Below are 16547 nucleotides of genomic sequence, written 5' to 3' on the forward strand. Positions count from 1 at the left end.
TGTGCGTAACAAGCTTACAAGAAAACCATCTGGGCTCAAAAGAAATTTATGCCTTCTGTTGTTTCGCGCGCTGCGCCACGATGTAACGATCAATTACGCTCGGCAGTACCGCCAGCGGCACGCCGCAGCTTTGCACCAGCGCGTCGTTGAAGCCGGCCAGGTCAAACTTGGCGCCCAGCGCCTGTTTGGCGCGTTCGCGCTGGCGGATGATTTCATTGTGACCCATCTTGTAGCCGCAGGCCTGGCCCGGCGACACCGTGTAGCGGTCGATTTCGCTGGTCATCGCCTGCTGGCCACGGCCGGTGTTCTCGACCAGGAAGCGGATCGCCTGCTCGCGCGTCCACTTCATCGCATGCATGCCGGTGTCCACCACCAGTCGGCAGGCGCGGAATTGCTGCGCTTGCAGGTAGCCGATCTGGCTGAACGGATCGTTGGCGTACAGGCCGAATTCATCGACCAGCTGTTCCGCATACAGCGCCCAGCCTTCGATGAAGGCGTTGAAGCCGATCAGGGAGGAAATCAGCGGCAGCTCGCCGTGGTGTTCGGCCAGGTAGGCGCCTTGCCAGGCGTGGCCGGGCAGGCCTTCGTGGGCGGTCAGCGTGGCGATCTCCGATTTCGGCCACAGCGTGGTGGACTTCAGGTTGATGTAGTAGATGGCCGGGCGCGAACCATCCAGCGAGGCAAAGTTCATATAGCCGAGCGGCGCGCCGGCTTCGATATCGATCGGCACGCGCTTGATTTGCAGTGGCACCTTCAGGTCCAGGTGCGAAATCTGTGGCATCAGCTTGCGCACGGCGGCCACGCGGTCGTTGCAGTAGGCGATCAGCTCCTCGCGGCCCTTGTCGTTGTCGGCGTAGAAGCGTGCAGGGTCTTTCGACAGCGCCAGCAGGCGCTCGCCGACGCTGCCGTTGCTGATGCCCTGTTTTTTCAGAATGGCGTCGATGCGCGATTGCAGCTGTTTGTTTTGTTCCAGGCCGATGGCGTGGATTTCCTTGGCGCTGTGGGTGGTCGAGGTGCCCAGGCGCAGCGCCCATTCGTAGTAAGCCGCGCCATCCGGCAGACGGTGTACGCCGGCGATGTTGCTGGCCTTTCCGGCGGCTTGGCTGAAGGTGTCAATCTGGCGTTCCAGCGCGGGATAGACCGAGCCTTCCACCAGTTTCAGTGCGCGCGCCTGCCAGTCTCCGGCGAGGCCCAGCTTGTGCGCGCGTTCGCTAATCGATGTCACCAGCTTTTGCTCGGCGGCTGGTGTGCTGCGGAAGTCTTTCAACTGCCCCAGCGTGGTCTTGCAGATGAAGTCCGGCGGCGCGATGCCTTTGCCGGCTTGCTCGGCGATGCGTGCGGTTTCCTGATCCAGCATGGTGGCCATGGCTGCCAGACGAGAGAGGTAAGCCTCGGCGTCGCTGGCGTTGGCGATCTGGTGCTGCGAGTCGAGGAATTCCGGGATGCGGGTGATGGCGCCATCCTGCTGCGTAACAGGGAAGGGTGCCGTGCCACCGAAGAAACCGCTGGACGCACCGCCAAACGGGAAGCGCGTGCCTTGCCGGCCCGATTCGGCGGCATAGGCGATGGTGTCGTAACGCGCTTGCGCAACGGCGCTCAACGCTTTGCGGTCGATGCCGCGCAGTCGCTTGTCGATCGAACGGACGAGGTCCGCCCATTGCGCTTCGCCCGCTGGCGATACGTCTTCCAGCCGCGCTTTCAGCGCGGCGCGCTTGTCCTTGTCCAATCCCAGGCCAGTGGCGCTGGTCGGCGAGAGTTGCAGCACTTCTTCAGCGATATCGGCCAGCAGCTGATTCAGGCTGGCGTCGGTGTCATTGGCCCAGGCCATACCGGGAATGGCGCTGGTGGCGGTTGCGGAGAGAGCGGCCAGCAGGAAGTCGCGGCGGGTATTGTTCATGGCGTCCTATGGAGAGGGTTAGGTGAAAGATCAGCGCGAGGCTGACCTTAGCGTGCAGCGCTGCGGCGTGTCAATGGCATTTAGATATCACCGCTGAAGCGCAAGCGCAGCCGCGCCGCCAGCTCCTGAAGCACGTCGACTTCCTGGCGCGGCAAGGCCAGCGCGACGTGCATGTCGGGACGCACCAGATAGGCGGCGTCTTGCAGCAATCCAGCCTGCTCCGCGGCCTCGCTCCATGGGAAACTGCGCAGCGGCACGCGCATGGCCTGTGCGGCGGCAGCCAGCATTGGCGCGGTGTCGCCGTAGACGTGCAATTGCCAGTCCAGTGTTTGCAGCGGGCTGAAATTATCCGGCACCCACGGCAGCCTGTCGCCGCCGATGATCTCGCCGGCGCGCCCGCCGCTCAAGACGCTATCGGGATAGTGGACCATCACCTGCGACAGGGTTTTGAACAGCGTGCGGCGCGCGGCCGTAAAGCCGCTCAGCATCGGGAATACATGCGGCAGCAGCCAGCCGCGCAGCAGCTGCCCGCCCGCGCCTTGCGAGACGATCAGCTGGAACGCACGGTCGGTGGTGGTCACCAGTTTGCGGGCGAAGACGATGCGCTCGGCCTCGTAGGTATCCAGCAGCGCGTGGTCGGCGCGGCCTTGCAGCACATGCGCCATTTTCCATGCGAGGTTGATGGCGTCGCCGATGCCAGTGTTCATGCCCTGGCCGCCGGCCGGGCTGTGAATATGGGCCGCGTCGCCAGCGAGGAAGCAGCGGTCGACGCGGAAGCGCGACGCCACGCGGTGATGCACGCGGTAGGTGGAGAACCAGTTCACCTGTTCCACCTGAATGCCGAGCAGTGGCTCCAGCGTTGGGCGCACATCTTCAAAGCTGGGGTATGCCGGCGCGTCCTCCGGCATGATGCCGATCAGCCGTTGCATGCCGCGTGAGCGCACCGGCAGCATCAGCGCAAAGGTCTGTGCACCGAGATGGCCGACCAGGTCCTGGTTCGGCGGACCGGCTGTCTGCACATCCGCCACGTAGTACAGATGCTTGTAGCTGCCACCGGTGAACTCCAGTTGTAGTGACGCGCGCACGCGGCTGCGGGAGCCGTCGCAGCCGCACATGTAGACGCTGCTGGATGTGTGGCGTTCATTGTTCGTCTCCAGGACCGCGCGCACGCCCCATTCGTCCTGGGTGAAGGATTCCAGTTCGGTATTCCACTCAACTTCCACGCCTGCGGCCCTGAGCTGTTCTGTGAGCAGGCGTTCATGATCGTCCTGCGGATAGGCCAGCACGAACGGGTAGGGACTGAGGCCGGCGCCGATATCGGCCAATGGTAGCTCGGCGATGTCTTCGCCATGTTCACGTAGGTGCATGGCTTTTATCTTGATGCCTTCGTTGATGACCTGATCGGCAAAGCCGAGCTGGCGATAGAACTCCAGCGTGCGCGCATGGACTGCCATGGCGCGTGAGGCCAGTCCCGGCGCGCTGTTCTTGTCGATGATGCGCACAGAAACGCCCCGTCTTGCCAGCGCAATGGCAAGTACCAGGCCGGTGGGGCCGGCGCCGACGATAAGCACTTGAGTAGCCATGCGCAGCAGTCTACCGCTGCGCTCAATTGCGGCGCGCCCGTTTGGCGGGTGGTCCGATATTGGCTTTTTCGCCATGGCTGTGTTATGTTTATTTTTACTTAACTATGGCTATGGCTCGATGAGTGATTTCACAACCCGCCGCGCGCTGATACTGGCGCTGGCTTGTGCGCCGATGGCGCGCGCAGCTGATCTGCTGGATCAATCGCCCGCCACCACGCCTTTGTCTTCACCCGCGTTGCTGGCCCGGCTGGAGAAGGAGTCGGGTGGTAGGCTGGGCGTGGCCGCGCTGAACACGGCCGATGGCAGGCAACTGCTGCATCGTGGCGATGAGCGCTTCCCCTTGTGCAGCACATTCAAAACGATGCTGGCGGCGTCGGTCCTGGCGCGTGATCCGGCGCTGCTGAAGAAGCGTATCCAATATGAGAAAGCCGAGCTGGTGCCGCATTCGCCGGTGACAGGCAAGCATGTAGGCGACGGCATGACGGTATCCGAGTTGTGCGAGGCCACGCTGCAATACAGCGATAACGCCGCCGCCAATTTGCTGATGAAGCAGATCGGCGGCCCGGCAGCCGTCACCGCCTACGCCCGCTCCATCGGCGACAGCGAATTCCGCCTGGACCGCTGGGAAACCGAACTGAATTCCGCGTTGCCTGATGATGTGCGCGACACCACTACGCCGCTGGCGATGGCGCGTTCGCTGCAAAAGCTGGTGCTGGGGGATGTGCTGCCGGCCGCACAGCGCAAGCTGCTGAGGGATTGGATGGTCGGTAACACCACCGGCGCAACGCGCATCCGCGCCGGTGTGTCTGCCGCTTGGACGGTCGCGGACAAGACTGGCGCGGGCGACTATGGCACTGTCAACGACATCGCCGTCATCTGGCCTCCTGGCAAAGCGCCACTCGTGCTGGCTGTGTATCTCACCCAGCCGAACAAGGACGACAAGTACCGCGCCGAAATCCACGGCGAAGTCGCCAAGGTGGTTATCGAGGCATTCAAATGAAAGAGCTTAAGGACGCCACCCCGCGCAACAACACCGCGACGCAGCTGCCATGCTAAAAACCTATCACGGTAGCTGCCACTGCGGCGCGGTAGCATTCGAAGCAGATATTGATCTGAGCAAGGGCACGCTACGCTGCAATTGCTCGATTTGCCTCAAGGCGCGCTTCTGGCCACGCTGTGGCGAATTCTATGCGGTGAATGTCACTTGCCTGGATGACGCCAGCGAGGAGGAGCTGGCCAATGCGCCTATCACCTATCTGGACGGGAAGAACGACAACTGGGAAATACCACCCGCAGAAGTGAGACATCTTTGATCCGATACATCAATGAAGCGGACTGGCCGGACCTCAAGCGCATACGGCTTGCGGCTTTGCTGGATGCGCCTATGGCCTTCGGCGTTTCGCATGCATCGGCTGTAGCCTATACAGATGATGCGTGGCGCGATCGTGCCGCTGGGCGAGGCCCGGCGCGCTATCTGCTGGCGTTTCAGGATGGCGCGGCGGTGGGCATCGTCGCCCATGTGCCGAATGCGCGGCAGGCGCTGGAACTGATCGCCATGTGGGTAGCACCGCCGCTGCGCGGTACGCCGGTCGCCTCGCAACTGGTCGCCGCAGTGCAAGCCTATGCTGTCGCCAATGGCTACCCGCGCGTGCTGCTGGGTGTGGCGCCGGACAACGCGCGCGCCGCAGCCCTCTATCAAAAACAAGGCTTCACTTTCCTGCCCGAGTGGGAAACGCTGGAAAGCCATCCGCATATTCAGTTGCAGAAAATGGAATGGACACCGAAATGAGACATTACGCATTGCCCCACAGAGGATGGATTTTCGCCGGCCTGGTGTTGTCGCTTCTGCTGCTGTGTGGTTTGTACTACTTCAAAACGCCGACCATTGCCTACGACTTCGTCGGGATCTACGTTGTGCTGCTGGTGGCGGCGCTTCCCGCAGTCGCGCTCAGCGGCCGCATTGGCGTCATGGCCGCATATGCGGCGCTTGCACTCATCCTGGGCGCGGTCGTGTTCCTGACCAGTGCGCCGATTCTGCATGCCGGGGCCTACTACAAGATGCTGGGCCAGGAAACGCAGGCCAACTTCCACGACGCCTTGCCGCCTATCGATATCGACCAGGCACCGCTGGTGTCGCAGGACATGGCGCTGCAAGCGATGCAGAAACGCTTATCGGAAATCGCTTCGCTGGGATCGCAGGTGAGGGTGGGGACGCCGGTCAAGCAGCTGGTCAAGGACAAGCTGGTATGGGTGGCGTTCCTGGAACATAGCGGTTTCTTCAAATGGTTCTCGGATGGCGCGACGCCGGGCTATCTGATCGTGTCCGCCCATGATCCGGCGGATGTGCATCTGATCATGACGCTGAATGGCAAGCCTTTAAAGCTGCGCTATCTGCAATCGGCATACTTTAACGACGATGTGGAGCGCCATGCCTACCTGTCGGGCCAGTCCACGGTCGGCCTGACTGATTTTGAACCGGAGATTGACGACAACGGTGTCCCTTACTACGTTGGCACGGTCTATGAGCACCGTGTCGGTTTCTCGGGCAGCGAATCGACCGGCATCGTCACCGTTAACGCAGTGAGCGGTGAAGTGGTCCGCTACAAGCTGGGTGATGAACCGAAGTGGGTAGACCGCATCCAGGCCGAAGAATTCATTCTTGAACAAATGCAGGACCGTGGCGAATACATACATGGCTACATCAATCTGAACAACGATGGCCGGCTGCGGGTGGAAGGCGAGCTGGATCTGGTGTACGGCTCCGATCAGCGTCCCTACTGGGTGGGCGGCATGACCTCCAAGGGCAAGAACAATGGCCTGTCCGGTTTTTACTTTGTCGACTCGCGCACCAAGGCGGTACGCTGGTTCAAAGTGCCGTCTGTATCGCAGGATACCGCCGCGCATGCGGTGGAAAACGTGAATCCGGAAAAGCACTACAAGGCCACCAATCCCTTGCCCTTCCTGGTCGGCGGTGCGCCAACCTATGTGATGGCGTTGCGCGATTCGCAGGGCGTGTCGCGCGCCTTCGGCATGGTGGATATGCGTAACAACCAGATCATCGGCGTGGCCGACACCCTCAGCGCGACGCTGCGCAGCTATCAGTCCAGGCGCTCCACCAATCGCGTTGCGGCCGACGTGGGCACGGAGGCGCGCGAAGTGGCGCTGAAGGGAACAGTGATGCGGATCGCGTCCGAGTTCAGGAATAATCAGACGATGTATTACATCACCCTTGCCACTGGCGAGAAAACACTGGGTATCATCTTTACCGGCAGTTCCGATCTGTCGGAGGAGCTGGTGTTGACGAAGGCTGGCGACAAGGTCGAACTATCCTACTCGGACAGCAATACCCGCGTAGTGGGCATGAGCAAGTTCCATAACACCGATATCCCAGGACTGTGAGCAGTACATGATGATGCGCGGAATTCTGACTCTGGTGGCGTGCACGGTTGCTGCTCATGCTTATTGCGAACCGCTGGATTACGCTGGAGCGCTCGCTGAGGTGTCAACCGCGCCGCATTATGTGCGCATTGTTCTGGAGGATTCGGACGGCAAAGCGCATCAGACCTGCGTATTTGGTGGGAGTCTGAATCTGGCGATCAGGCTGGAAAACGGCCTGCTCGCCGACCGGGATGGCATTAAAAAAGCGACAGACATTGCGTTGGCCAATACCGAACGCCGGTTCCGTTTTACCAATGCCCAAGCCATAGCCGTGCTGCCACTGACCTTTTCCGATGCTGACCTTGCGGCCGCAAAGGCCAAACTGGCGCAACTCTCAGACGCCCAGTTGCGCGAGGGATTCCGTCTGATGCCATGGGGCGTGCTGCACGCCAGCTTCCGCCGGCCGCCGGAGCGCGATGCCGCCGCTTGCGCGTTAATCGAACAGGGATGGTCCGTCGGTGTCACGGACATCGCCCGGTCGCTCTACATCGATAAATAAGCCGAAGCTGCAGGGCTGGTTTTAGCGCCGTTAGGGCAGCGGAATGCCTAAATCCCGCAGTTGTGCGCGCAATTCGCTGGCGCTGCGGAAGTGAATGCCGTGTAGCCCTTCGCTGATCGAAGCCTCGACATTGCGAATGCTGTCATCGATGAAGACAGTTGATTCGGGGCGTAGCTTATAGCGATCAATCAGCAACTGAAAGATCGCTGGATCTGGCTTCACAAGGCGCTCGTGGCCGGATACTACGATGTCCTCGAACCACGTCAAAAATGGAAATCGCCTTTGCGCGATAGGGAAGGTTTCGTGCGACCAGTTGGTCAGGGCGAGCAGCCGCACATTGAGTGCGCGAAGCTGCGCAAGGATATCCACCGTTTCGTCGATTGCACCAGGAATCATCTCTTCCCAGCGATCGAAGTAAGCTCTGATATACGGCTCATGCGCCGGATGCTGGGCAATCGCCGCAGCAATCCCGTCTTCCCACGAGCGGCCGCAGTCCTGCTGCTCATTCCATTCGGCATTGCAGACCTCCGAAAGAAAGTGCTCCATCGCCGGCTCATCCTCCCCAAAGATTTTTCGGAATAGATGGCGCGGATTCCAATGAACCAGCACGTTCCCAAGGTCGAATACGACGGTGTCAATCGCGCTGCGTTTCAGCGCTGGGCCAATGGAAGGTATTTCAGCGTCCAGATAATGAGCGATTGATAGCAAGGCGAATACTGCACAAGCTTCCGTCCTGCTTTCGAAGGTTGCCAGCCTGCTAAAGACCATGCCATTACCAACCTCTCCAAGCTCATATAGATCACCCTTTTTGCCATAAGCCCATCCGCCTGAACCACGCCGGTCTTCAACATCCATTTCCCACTCACGGATAAGCTGTGGGTGTCGATCAAGGCACGCCATCGTTTCCTCGACGCTCAACTCTTGCAGATAGTTTTTTATCCCGGATTGACGCGCGAGCTCTATTCGGGAGACATTGCCTTTTGCTCGCCAATCAAGGGGAATCGAGCAAGCATTTAAAATAGCTTGGCTCCGATCGGGCGTTGTCGATATTTTTTTGGTCATTAAAGGTTTTAACTCAGCTTTCCAGCTCCAGAACGCTAAGCATAGCATGCTGGTACACGGTTCCGAGTGTGGAATTTCGTGGCAAAGAGCTCAGTCGGCCGTATTGACTACGCTGGATTATCCGGCTTAGCTAGCCCCACTTCTACTGAGTGGGGATAGTTTGATCCAGGTCATATTTTTGCTACCTCAATCCAATTCATACTGATGGCACATCATATGAAAAGGAGAGAAGCCATGAGTAGCAATGTCGGTACTGTGGATCGTGCCCTGCGGGTGGGCGTGGGAATGGGTTTGATGATCGGTGCGGCGGCCGGTCTGGTCGATGCGTGGGGTTGGATTGGCGCCGTGCCGCTGCTAACCGCGCTCTACGGCGTTTGTCCGCTTTATCGCGCGGTCAAGCTGTCGTCGTTGGAAGTACACCAGAACTATCGCCCTCAGTCGTAGCGCGGCCTAGTCGTCGAGGCCTTTGCCATCCAGGATGCGCGGTGCGCATTTGTCGATGCGCGATTCGCGGGTCTTAGCCTGTTTCGCTGACGAGAAGTGCAGCAGGTAGGCCCGCTGACGGCCAGGGGTGAGTTGTTCAAATGCATTGCGCAGGGCGGGGAGTTCATCCATCTTACGCTCCAGTTCCTCCGGAAAAGAGAATTCCACAGTCTTTTTCATCTCGACTTTGACGCCGGATTTTTCCAGCGCGATGGCGTCCTTGACGTAGGCTTTCAGCGTCTTTTCCTGCCGCGTGATGTCGTCCAGTGCCTTGAAGCGGATCTGGCGCGCGGCCTGCACATTGACTGTTTGCTGGAACAGGATGTTTTTCGGGTCTTTCATCAGCGCGCCTTTGAAGAACAACAGTGCGCAGTACTCCCTGAAGCCGTGGATCAGCACCACGTTGCGGCCATCCAGCGTGAAGCAGGGCTGGCCCCATTTGACGGTTTCTTCCAGCCCGCAATCGCTGATGATCTCGCGCAGCGCCGTAAACTCCGCTTCCCAGCTCATTGCGCTTTCTCCCATTCCAGGTGTACCACCTTGTAGCCTTTGTCTTTGAGGACGTTGAGCAGCGTTGGCAGTGCTTTGGCGGTTGGTCCGTTCGCGTCGTGCATCAGGATGATGCCACGGCCTGCCTTGTCCAGGTTTTCACTCAAGCGCTTGGCCAGGATGTCGGTGGTGTCTTCGGGTATCCAGTCGTTGATGGCGAGGTCGATCGAGGCGACCGTGATATTGGCCCGCTTGAGCGCCTCCAGCATGATTGGTGTCTGTTCCAGGAAAGGGAAGCGGTAGGCTGGCGTTTCCGTGCCGAACACTGCCTTGTAAGCGGCTCGGCTGCGTTGAAGGTCATCCAGCTGTTGTTCATGACTGAGCGTGGGCAGGTGCGGATGTGTGTCGCTGTGGATGCCTGCGGAATGGCCTTCGGTGACGACGCGCCGCGCCAGTTCCGGCGACTGGCGCAGATAGCGGCCTTCCATGAAGAAGGTGGCTTTGGAGCATTGCTCGGCCAGCGCTTTCAGCACCTGTGGCGTGTTTTCCGGCGAGGGGCCGTCATCGAAGGTGAGCACCACTTCACCCTGGGCGAGCGGCAGTGCCGCGTGCTGGTTGGTCCCGTAGGCGGCGCCTTCGCGCTTGAGGACCAGCGTGCGGCTGGTGTTCAGTTTGTCCGCGCCGCATTCGGCGGCGGTTGCACTAGTGGCGATGGCAGCCAGCAACAGGGCGATCAGTTTCATGCGTTTTTGTCTCCGATATGGATATTTCCCACTAGCCCATCGGCCGGCAGGAGCAGCGATATGGACTGGCCGGGCAAATCGGCTTGCCATTCGCTGAGTTGTTGTGCATGACATTTTAGCGCGGCTTCGCGTTGTGTCCACGCTTGGATGAAGGCAAGCGGACTGGCGGCTGACAACAGCGACGCGGCGATGGCTGGGCCAAGATAGTCGCGCGCGACCGCCTGCCAGTCTGGAACGTCTTGAACGCGCATGATGTCTGCGCCTATGGGGCCGTGCAGATTCATGGCGGCCAGCGAATAGTTGTCGTCATGCGTGAAGGATAGGCCAATGCCGGCCGGTCGGCCGGCAAGCACGATGCACGGTGGCGTGCCGGGGGCGCTGGCGATGTCGATGTCATTGACCGGCACGCCCAACACGGCGGCCAGTGCCTCGCGGGCTGCCCAACGCAGCAGGCGCCGGGCCTCCTCGCGTTGACGGCCAGCCGTGGAGATCAGGATCGCAAACAGGCCGTCCTTTGGCGCCGGCGTCGGGCCGGGCCAGCGGTGGACGGCCAGCGTTTTCATTTGCGCGCTGGCGCTGCGGGACAGCCGGCCCAGTTGCTGTTGGCCGGGATGGTTTCGCCTTTCATCACCAGCGTCAACGCGCCGAGGCGGGCGTTGTTGCCGACGGCGGCACTGTACAGCACCGCTGCGCGCGGCCCCATATAGACTTTTTCGCCGATGATGACATCGTCGATTTTCATCACGCGGTCCTCGAACAAATGCGTTTGCGGGCAGGTCAGCGCATTCAGTTCGCTGTGGTCGCCGATTTGCACGCAGTCGAATTCAGTGATGTCGGTGGTGTCCATATAGACGCCTTTGCCGATACGCGCACCCAGGAAGTTGAACGCCAGCGGCAGCCACGGCGTGCCGCGCAGGTAGCGCATGAAGTTCGGCACCGCGATGCCCTCATACAGATTGGTCACCGCTTCCGACAGCCACACGAACGGCGTCCACATTGGCTCCGACTGTTTACGGTAGCGGCCGATCAGCAGCCATTTGAGCACCACCACGAAGACGTAGTTGCCGACACCGTAGATCAGGCCTGCCAAGGTCAGGTCCCAGATCACTTCGCCCCAGCGGCCGGCACCGGCGGCCGGCATCACCGCCAACACCAGGGTGTAGCCGACCGCAATCACCAGCGCATGCGGCGCGACGATACGAAACGCTTCGATCAGACCCCGGCCCAGACGGCGCAGCGGGGAAGGGTGGAAGGTCAGGCGTTCTGGATAGCCGCTGGTCTGCTCGCGCGCCGGCAGGTTGATCGGCGGTGAGCCGAGCCAGGTGTCGCCACTATTCATCTGCGCGTTGTCCGGCGCGCGCGAATGCACACCGATCAGCACATGTTCGGGCAGCGTGGTACCGTCCGGGATGTAGGCGCCGTTGCCGACAAAGCTGCGGTGCGAGATGACGGTCGGCTGCATGGTCATCCAGCCGCCATCGATTTCTTCGTCGCCCAGCATGACCGCGTCGGCGATGAAGGTTTCATCGCCCAGCGTCAGCATGTCCGGCACCACACCCAATGCAGTGGAGATCTCGGCATCCTTGCCGACTTTGGCGCCGAGCAGGCGATACCAGTAGGGCGCGAATACAGTGGCGTAGATGCCGTGCAAGACATTCAGGCTGGATTCCTGGATCTGGCTCACCAGCCATTTGGCGCAGTAGGTGTTGCCGTGGACCGGGAAGCGGCCCGGCTTGAGTCGCGGCAGCACACTCCAGCGGATGCCGGCCGACAGCAGCGCGGTCAGTACGATCAGGACCGCGCTCGCAGGGAAGGCCAGCACAAAGTAGCGCAGCAGCTGGATGCGCATGTCGTCGCCTTGCAGCCATGGCATCCAGCCTGCTTCGTCAAACCAGTCGATCAGCACGAAGCTGGGGAATACCGGCATGAAGAACAGCGTGACGATCAGCAGGATGCCGAACACGAAGAACACCGCTTCGCCAGCCTGGCGTGCGGCGCTGACTGGCGGGCGTGGTGGCAGGCGGGTGGTGTCGAAGGCGCCTGCGTCGCGCGCTGGCGAGCCTGCCCAGACGCGGCCAGCAGGCACAACGCCGCCATCGCTCAGCGCGGACTGGCCTTCAAGGTGGCCCAGTGCTTCGATGCGGGTATTGCCTTCCATAATGGCGAAGGAGCTGATGCAGGCGTCCTTTTCCAGCGTGATACGGCCCAGGTACAGCTGGCCGCGTTCGACGCGGGCGTTTTCAAAATTGACGGCGTTGCCGATGCTGACATGGTCGCCGATGTGCAGCAGGTCTGGCGCGCGCAGCGTCATCGAACCGATGGTGACGTCCTTGCCGATTTTTGCACCCAATGCGCGCAGCCACCATGCGTTCAGCGATGAGCCGCTCAGCAGGTAGGCTGGTGCGGATTCGACCAGGCGGTCGGCCAGCCACCAGCGGTAGTAGGTCAGGCCCCACAGCGGGTAGACGCCGGCTTGGAGGCGGCCGGCGATCAGCCATTTGCCCAGGATGGCGATGGCGAATTCGCCGACGGTCGCCAGCAGGAAGACCCCGGCCGAGGCGGCGATGGCGCGCGCGACCGAGTCGCCCGGATCGCCGGTGAAGAAGTGGTAGGTGAAGAAGGGCGCCAGCCATTGCGCCATGCGCAGTGTGACCAGCGGCGGCATGGCGGCGGCTTGCGCGGCGCCGCAGAGCCAGCGTTTGAGTTGTGATGGCGGCGTCCAGTCCTGTTCTTCTGCCCCGGCGTTGGGCGTATCCGCCAGCACCTGGGCGATTTTGCCGATCTGGCGCTGCTGGTAGATGTCGCGCACGGTGATGTGGGCGTAGTGCGGATCGGCGCGCAGCGAGGACGCCAGGCGTGCGGCGAAGAACGAGTGGCCGCCAAGGTCGCTGAAGAAATCGGCCTGGCGGCGTATGGGCTGGCCGGGGAACAGCTTGGCCAGTGCGGCGAACAGTGCGGCTTCGGCCGGGGTTTCGGGCAGGTCTGAGTCCTGGTCGCTGCCTGCTGCGGGAGCGCTGAGGGCTGTGGCTTTCAGCGTTTTGCGGTCGATTTTGCCGGAGGTCAGGCGCGGCATGGCGTCCAGCATTTCATAGCGGCTGGGGACCATGTAGGGCGGCAGCTTTTCCCCCAGTGCGGTACGCAGTGCGCGTGGGTCGAGCGTGGCGCCGGCGTCGGCCACCAGGTAGGCGACCAGCTGGTCGATGCCATCGTCTTTACGCAGCAGGACCGCGACCGTGCCGACGCCTGGCTGCTGGGCGAGCAGGGCTTCGATTTCGCCCAGCTCCACGCGGAAGCCGCGTATCTTGACCTGGTCGTCGGCGCGGCCGAGGCAGGTAACTTCGCCGTCAGGGCCGATGCGGGCCAGGTCGCCGGTGCGGTACAGGCGCGCGTCGTGCGGGCCGGCGGACCAGGGATTGGCGAGGAATTTTTCGGCGGTCAGGTCGGGGCGGCCCAGATAGCCAGCGGCCAGGCCGGGACCGGTGATGCACAATTCGCCGACTTCGCCGTGCGCCAGCAGGCGCAGTACTGGGCCTGCTGGCGTGGCGTCGGTATTCGCGTCGATGACCAGCAGGCCGTAGTTGGGCAGGGGGCGGCCGATGGTGACCGGGTGGCCGGGTTGCAAGCGCGCCAGGCTGGCGGAGACGGTGGCTTCGGTCGGGCCGTAGGTGTTGAACATCTGCCGGCCTTCGCGCGCCCAGCGCGTGACCAGCGATTCCGGGCAAGCCTCGCCGCCAAGGTTGATCAGCCGCAGGCTCGCTACCTCCTGATTGAACAGGGCCAGCAGCGTTGGCACGGCGTGCAGCACGGTGACTTGCTGCTGCTCCAGCATGCGCGGCAGCGTTTCCGGGTCGCCGCTGATTTCCTTGGGGCCGATCCACAGTGTCGCGCCGACCAGATAGGAAATCCAGATCTCTTCAAACGACATGTCGAAGGCCACCGAAAAGCCTTGATACACCTTGTCGTCGCCGCGTACGCCCAGCACTTCGTTCTCGCTGCGCAGGAAATGGCAGATGCTGCGCTGGGTGATCAGGATGCCCTTGGGCTTGCCGGTGGAGCCGGAGGTATAGATGACGTAGGCCGGAACATCCGGCGGCACTGCACCGCGGCGGCTCAGCGTCTCGCCGGCTGCGGGCGCGGCCAGTAATGCCTCGGCGGTCCAGACGGGACGTCCGGAAGCGGCAAATTCGTCCAGCGCAGCCAGGCGCGGTGCAAAGGCGGCGGAAGTGAGTACACCAGCGCCGGCCGCGTCGTTCAGGCAGACTTGCAGGCGCTCGACCGGCGTATCCTCGTCCACCGGCAGCCAGGCTGCACCGGCCTTGGCGATACCGGCTTGCAGCACCAGCAGCGCCATCCCGCGCGGCAGCCACAAACCGACGATTTGCCCCGGCTGCACGCCTGCGTCAATCAGCCGCGCCGCCACCAGATCGGCCTGCTCGTTCAGCTCACGATAACTCAGCGAGCGGTCGCCTGATATCAGCGCGATCTGGTCCGGTACGCGGGCTGCGGTGGCCTCCAGCAGATCGGCCAGGATCTCTTCCCGTAGCAGGCTATCCTGTTGTGGGCCAAAAAGAACGTCGGAATGCGGTGTTGCTGGCTGAGTCATGCGAGAACTTTATGCGGGAACTTTAATCGGTGTCAGAGCACCATTGTACGGTACGCCAGACTGTTCCCCTAGAGAGAGAATGCAAGTTCTGCTTACAGCCTTTACAATAGGAAATAAGAGCCAAAACTGAAGGAGCCGCATGTCTACCACTCGCCCATTCATCGCCCCCATGCAGTTTGACGACGCCGAAGCAGCCTTCGACCAGGTGCGGGCGATTTACGACGCCAATATCGCCTTTCTGCGCGACGCCATGAAGCGCTTTGTGGCCGGCGAAAACGTCGGCGAGCATGTGCGTGCCTGCTATCCTTTTGTGCGCGTGCATACCGACACCGTGGCGCGCGCCGATTCGCGCCTGGCCTTCGGCTTTGTCGCCGGTCCGGGCACCTACGAAACCACGCTGACCCGGCCCGACCTGTTCGCCCGCTACTATCTACAGCAATTCAAGCTGCTGCTGAAGAACCACGGCAGCCACCATGTCAAGATTGAGGTCGGCGTGAGCGCCCAGCCGATTCCGATTCACTTTTCGTTCGCCGAGCATGAGCATATCGAAGGCAGCATGACCGCCGAGCGCCGCCTGCTGATGCGTGATGTATTCGACCTGCCCAATCTGGCGGCCATGGACGACGGCATCGCCAACGGCACGCACGAAGTGCCGATGGGCGAGGCGCAGCCGCTGTCGCTGTTCACCGCGCCGCGCGTCGATTATTCGTTGCAGCGACTGCGCCACTACACCGGCACCTCGTGCGAACACTTCCAGAAGTTTGTACTGTTCACCAACTACCAGTTCTACATCGATGAATTCATCAAGCTTGGCCATGAGCTGATGACCGGCCCGCCGGGACAGGAAGGCAATGACTACATCGCCTTCGTCGAACCGGGCAATCTGGTGATGCGCCGCGTGGGGCAGGCGGTGGAGCCGGGCGACGCGCACGGTTCGCCGCTGCCGCGCATGCCGCAGATGCCGGGCTATCACCTGATCCGCGCCGACGGCACCGGCATCTCGATGGTGAATATCGGCGTCGGCCCGGCCAACGCCAAGACCATCACCGACCACATTGCCGTGCTGCGGCCGCACGCCTGGCTAATGCTGGGGCACTGCGCCGGGCTGCGCAACACCCAGGAGCTGGGCGATTACGTGCTGGCGCATGGCTACGTCCGCGAAGACCACGTGCTGGACGAGGATTTGCCGCTGTGGGTGCCAATTCCGCCGCTGGCCGAGGTGCAGGTGGCGATTGAGGCGGCGGTCGCCGAAGTCACGCAACTGACCGGCCATGACCTGAAGCGGGTGATGCGCACCGGGACGGTGGCCAGCACCGACAACCGCAACTGGGAGCTGATGCCGCAGCGGACGCCGGAACGGCGGTTCAGCCAGAGCAGGGCGATTGCACTGGATATGGAAAGCGCGACCATCGCCGCCAACGGCTTCCGTTTCCGCGTCCCGTACGGTACGCTGCTGTGCGTCAGCGACAAGCCGATGCACGGCGAAATCAAGCTGCCGGGCATGGCCAACCAGTTTTACCGCGACCGGGTGGACCAGCATTTACGCATCGGCATCCGCGCAATGGAGCTTTTGCGGGCGCTTGGTGTGGATAAACTACACTCTCGCAAGTTACGCAGCTTTACCGAAGTGGCCTTCCAGTAAACGATTACCCCTCCCCAAGCCCGCATGAATGCGGGCTTTTAATTGAAAGGTCGTTCGCTTCGATACTTTTTTTGGTATCGAAAACCCCAAAAAATTGATTGGTTTGTT

At 61.7% G+C, this 16547-nt stretch carries 14 protein-coding genes; 7 read left to right on the forward strand and 7 right to left on the reverse strand.

The genetic code is table 11. From position 1 onward, the window contains the following. Positions 1-46 precede the first annotated feature (46 nt). Together KW842_RS18040 and KW842_RS18045 are read right to left on the reverse strand one after the other, a co-directional pair. Entirely contained in the window at positions 47-1897 is a 1851-nt protein-coding gene (locus tag KW842_RS18040; protein WP_218305484.1) for a DUF885 family protein, read from the reverse strand. Positions 1898-1977: 80 nt separating this feature from the next. Beyond that, positions 1978-3480 carry an FAD-dependent monooxygenase gene (locus tag KW842_RS18045; protein ID WP_218305485.1) on the reverse strand — a complete coding sequence of 501 codons (1503 nt, stop codon included), beginning with the start codon at positions 3478-3480 and terminating at the stop codon, positions 1978-1980. A 118-nt stretch (positions 3481-3598) separates the two neighbouring features. On the opposite strand from KW842_RS18045, the gene bla reads away from it, so the two are divergent. The 5 genes from bla to KW842_RS18070 are packed head-to-tail and all read left to right on the forward strand — an operon-like array spanning position 3599 to position 7417. Further along, a complete protein-coding gene (bla, locus tag KW842_RS18050) occupies positions 3599-4480 on the forward strand; it encodes a class A beta-lactamase (RefSeq protein WP_218305486.1) in 882 nt (293 codons plus the stop codon). 49 nt (positions 4481-4529) lie between these two features. Then, a complete protein-coding gene (locus KW842_RS18055; protein WP_218305487.1) occupies positions 4530-4793 on the forward strand; it encodes a hypothetical protein in 264 nt (87 codons plus the stop codon). Continuing rightward, positions 4790-5269, forward strand: coding sequence for a GNAT family N-acetyltransferase (locus KW842_RS18060; RefSeq protein ID WP_229223773.1), 480 nt, complete (start codon positions 4790-4792; stop codon positions 5267-5269). Before KW842_RS18055 ends, KW842_RS18060 begins: the two co-directional genes overlap by 4 nt. A 44-nt stretch (positions 5270-5313) precedes the next feature. Next, a complete protein-coding gene (locus KW842_RS18065) occupies positions 5314-6879 on the forward strand; it encodes a hypothetical protein (RefSeq protein ID WP_218305488.1) in 1566 nt (521 codons plus the stop codon). Positions 6880-6886: 7 nt separating this feature from the next. Further along, entirely contained in the window at positions 6887-7417 is a 531-nt protein-coding gene (locus tag KW842_RS18070; RefSeq protein ID WP_218305489.1) for a hypothetical protein, read from the forward strand. Positions 7418-7447: 30 nt separating this feature from the next. Here KW842_RS18070 and KW842_RS18075 read toward each other — a convergent pair whose 3' ends face one another. After that, a complete protein-coding gene (locus KW842_RS18075) occupies positions 7448-8479 on the reverse strand; it encodes an HAD family phosphatase (protein WP_229223774.1) in 1032 nt (343 codons plus the stop codon). Positions 8480-8713: 234 nt separating this feature from the next. Between KW842_RS18075 and KW842_RS18080 the strand changes: the two genes are divergently transcribed. After that, positions 8714-8923, forward strand: coding sequence for a DUF2892 domain-containing protein (locus KW842_RS18080; RefSeq protein WP_218305490.1), 210 nt, complete (start codon positions 8714-8716; stop codon positions 8921-8923). 6 nt (positions 8924-8929) lie between these two features. Here KW842_RS18080 and KW842_RS18085 read toward each other — a convergent pair whose 3' ends face one another. The 4 genes from KW842_RS18085 to KW842_RS18100 are packed head-to-tail and all read right to left on the reverse strand — an operon-like array spanning position 8930 to position 14797. After that, positions 8930-9472: a YdeI family protein gene (locus tag KW842_RS18085; RefSeq protein ID WP_229223775.1), complete on the reverse strand. Its 543-nt coding sequence runs from the start codon at positions 9470-9472 to the stop codon at positions 8930-8932. Continuing rightward, the gene (locus KW842_RS18090) at positions 9469-10194 is read right to left on the reverse strand and encodes a polysaccharide deacetylase family protein (RefSeq protein WP_218305492.1); all 726 of its coding nucleotides are present in this window, start codon (positions 10192-10194) and stop codon (positions 9469-9471) included. The genes KW842_RS18085 and KW842_RS18090 overlap by 4 nt, the downstream gene beginning before the upstream one ends. Next, positions 10191-10757 carry a 4'-phosphopantetheinyl transferase superfamily protein gene (locus KW842_RS18095; protein ID WP_218305493.1) on the reverse strand — a complete coding sequence of 189 codons (567 nt, stop codon included), beginning with the start codon at positions 10755-10757 and terminating at the stop codon, positions 10191-10193. The genes KW842_RS18090 and KW842_RS18095 overlap by 4 nt, the downstream gene beginning before the upstream one ends. Next, positions 10754-14797 (reverse strand): Pls/PosA family non-ribosomal peptide synthetase, encoded by a 4044-nt coding sequence (locus KW842_RS18100; protein ID WP_218305494.1) that lies wholly within the window; start codon positions 14795-14797, stop codon positions 10754-10756. Before KW842_RS18100 ends, KW842_RS18095 begins: the two co-directional genes overlap by 4 nt. 139 nt (positions 14798-14936) lie before the next feature. Between KW842_RS18100 and KW842_RS18105 the strand changes: the two genes are divergently transcribed. Further along, complete coding sequence (locus KW842_RS18105; RefSeq protein WP_218305495.1) at positions 14937-16439, forward strand: AMP nucleosidase; 1503 nt, start codon at positions 14937-14939, stop codon at positions 16437-16439. The last annotated feature ends 108 nt before the right edge of the window (positions 16440-16547 follow it).

The sequence above is a fragment of the Duganella sp. sic0402 genome, assembly GCF_019219065.1.
In the GTDB taxonomy this organism is placed as follows: Bacteria; Pseudomonadota; Gammaproteobacteria; order Burkholderiales; family Burkholderiaceae_D; genus Rugamonas.

Excerpts from the sequence above, each read along its gene's own strand:
- KW842_RS18040 (WP_218305484.1), bottom strand. The coding sequence starts at position 1,897 with ATGAACAATACCCGCCGCGACTTCCTGCTGGCCGCTCTCTCCGCAACC.
- KW842_RS18045 (WP_218305485.1), bottom strand. The coding sequence starts at position 3,480 with ATGGCTACTCAAGTGCTTATCGTCGGCGCCGGCCCCACCGGCCTGGTA.
- bla (WP_218305486.1), top strand. The coding sequence starts at position 3,599 with ATGAGTGATTTCACAACCCGCCGCGCGCTGATACTGGCGCTGGCTTGT.
- KW842_RS18055 (WP_218305487.1), top strand. The coding sequence starts at position 4,530 with ATGCTAAAAACCTATCACGGTAGCTGCCACTGCGGCGCGGTAGCATTC.
- KW842_RS18070 (WP_218305489.1), top strand. The coding sequence starts at position 6,887 with ATGATGATGCGCGGAATTCTGACTCTGGTGGCGTGCACGGTTGCTGCT.
- KW842_RS18075 (WP_229223774.1), bottom strand. The coding sequence starts at position 8,479 with ATGACCAAAAAAATATCGACAACGCCCGATCGGAGCCAAGCTATTTTA.
- KW842_RS18080 (WP_218305490.1), top strand. The coding sequence starts at position 8,714 with ATGAGTAGCAATGTCGGTACTGTGGATCGTGCCCTGCGGGTGGGCGTG.
- KW842_RS18085 (WP_229223775.1), bottom strand. The coding sequence starts at position 9,472 with ATGAGCTGGGAAGCGGAGTTTACGGCGCTGCGCGAGATCATCAGCGAT.
- KW842_RS18090 (WP_218305492.1), bottom strand. The coding sequence starts at position 10,194 with ATGAAACTGATCGCCCTGTTGCTGGCTGCCATCGCCACTAGTGCAACC.
- KW842_RS18095 (WP_218305493.1), bottom strand. The coding sequence starts at position 10,757 with ATGAAAACGCTGGCCGTCCACCGCTGGCCCGGCCCGACGCCGGCGCCA.
- KW842_RS18100 (WP_218305494.1), bottom strand. The coding sequence starts at position 14,797 with ATGACTCAGCCAGCAACACCGCATTCCGACGTTCTTTTTGGCCCACAA.
- KW842_RS18105 (WP_218305495.1), top strand. The coding sequence starts at position 14,937 with ATGTCTACCACTCGCCCATTCATCGCCCCCATGCAGTTTGACGACGCC.